Consider the following 1,775-nt stretch of genomic DNA (forward strand, 5'->3'; position numbering starts at 1 on the left):
TCTAGACCCGGATTTCGCACATGGGGTCTGAGGTGTCCAGCCAGCGGGGGCAGGTTTCGTCGATGCCGAGCAGTCCGAGGAGGTGGGCTTGAACAGCACGTGTGATCAGGATGGTTGGTGGATCTGTGGCTGTTCCGGGCCGCATCCGCAGGCCGGCGAGGTGGTAGAGGATCATGCGGCCGGTAGGGCGGACGGCCCGGTTGTCCGGGTAGAGCCCGCGCATGGTCTGCTCGCCGCCCAGGGCCTGGCGGACCTGTCGTTCGATGAGGCAGAACACCAGCAGGGCCAGGCAGATCACGGTGATCAGAGCGGCGATGCGCCGGTTGTGGTGCAAGAACACCGGGGCCACGGCGAGCGGGCCTTTGAAGTCGCTGTACCGGCGCTCGACCACCGACTGGTCCTTGTATCGGATGAGGACCTCGGCTGCGTCGGCCTCGTCCGCATCGAGGGTGGTCAGCAGCGCATACCAGCCGTCCACGGCAGCCTCGGCGGCCAGCACGTCCTGGTCGAAGTGCCAGGTCAGGGTGGGACGTCCGTTCTCGTTCGTGCCGACGGTGGTAACCAGGCAGGAGCCGATACGGCGTTTCTTGGTGATCACGCCGATCCGGGCCGTGACCTTCTCGGCGGTGGCGTAGTAACGGCCGCCGCAAACGGACTGAAGTTTGTCCAGCTCGTCCCGGGCGCGCTCCAGTCGCCGGGTGCGGGCGGCCTGCTGGGCAGCGGCGTTGGCACTGGAGTGGACCAGGATCCGGCGCACGGTGACCTGCGGGTCGCGCTTTCGCGGACCGGGCAGGGTCTGGGTGTCCTCCAGCACGCGGTAGCACCCACGCTGCCCGGGTGGCTTGGCCGCGTCCCGGCGGGCGGTGTAGTCGACCAGGCGGGCCTTGCCGAGGTCGAGCGCCGCATACAGGCCGTCCGGAACCTTGGCCGCGGGAGCCGGGGCGATGAACTTCACTCCCGCCTCCCCCAGGGCCAGCAGGTTCGGGTAAGAGATCAGCTTCGAGTCGCCGATCATCAAGAAGTCGCGGGGTGCGGCCAGCTCGCGCAGTGCCGTCATCGCCCCGACGACCTGGGAGACCTCGCCTGCCCCGCCGTCATAGGCGCGGTGGAAGACAGGGATCCCGCCATCCCCGCAGGTCGCGATCCCGGCCTGGATCTGCTTGAGATCCGCCCGGCGGTCCTTGGGGTGACCGTACTTGACCTGCGGGAATCCCTCCTGCTGCCTTTCGTAGGCGCCATGCAGGGACATGCTGGTCATGTCCCAGTGCAGGCGCGAGACATCGATCCCGAAGGCGGCGATCGCGCTCGCCCCGATACTGCCGACGATGCGTTCCAGCTCGGGCGCAACCGCGTCCAGGGCACGGCCGATGCGGTCATCGTTGAGCAGGTCCGGCTCGATGCCGAAGACCTCCTCAACGGCCCATTCACGTGCCCAGTCACCGACCCGCACCAACGGTGTGGGCGCCGACAGCCGGTTGGCCACCAGCACCTCGATGACCTGCCCGTGGGTGAGATGCGCGACTTCACGCACCGGACACAGCTCGTCGATGATCCCGGCCACGTCCAGCCGGCGCAGAAACCCGGCAGAGGCAGGCAGAGCGCCCAGACGCCTCTCCACCACCGGTGCGATCTCCACGTTCATCCGTGGACGACGTACCCGGGGCCGCTCGGCACGCGAAATCATCGACACATCACATCAACGACCACACCGACAACCAGACACCGCACCTGCCTCGTTCCAACCAGACGAGGCACGTGCGAAATCCGGGTCTAGA

The 1,775-nt window shown here is 67.6% G+C and carries 1 protein-coding gene; it reads right to left on the reverse strand.

The features are described from left to right. Position 1: 1 nt before the first annotated feature. Complete coding sequence (locus ACO1BR_RS44010) at positions 2-1,642, reverse strand: IS1634 family transposase (RefSeq protein ID WP_426800734.1); 1,641 nt, start codon at positions 1,640-1,642, stop codon at positions 2-4. Positions 1,643-1,775: the final 133 nt, after the last annotated feature.

This window comes from Streptomyces sp. YGL11-2, assembly GCF_050054615.1.
Classification (GTDB): domain Bacteria; phylum Actinomycetota; class Actinomycetes; order Streptomycetales; family Streptomycetaceae; genus Streptomyces.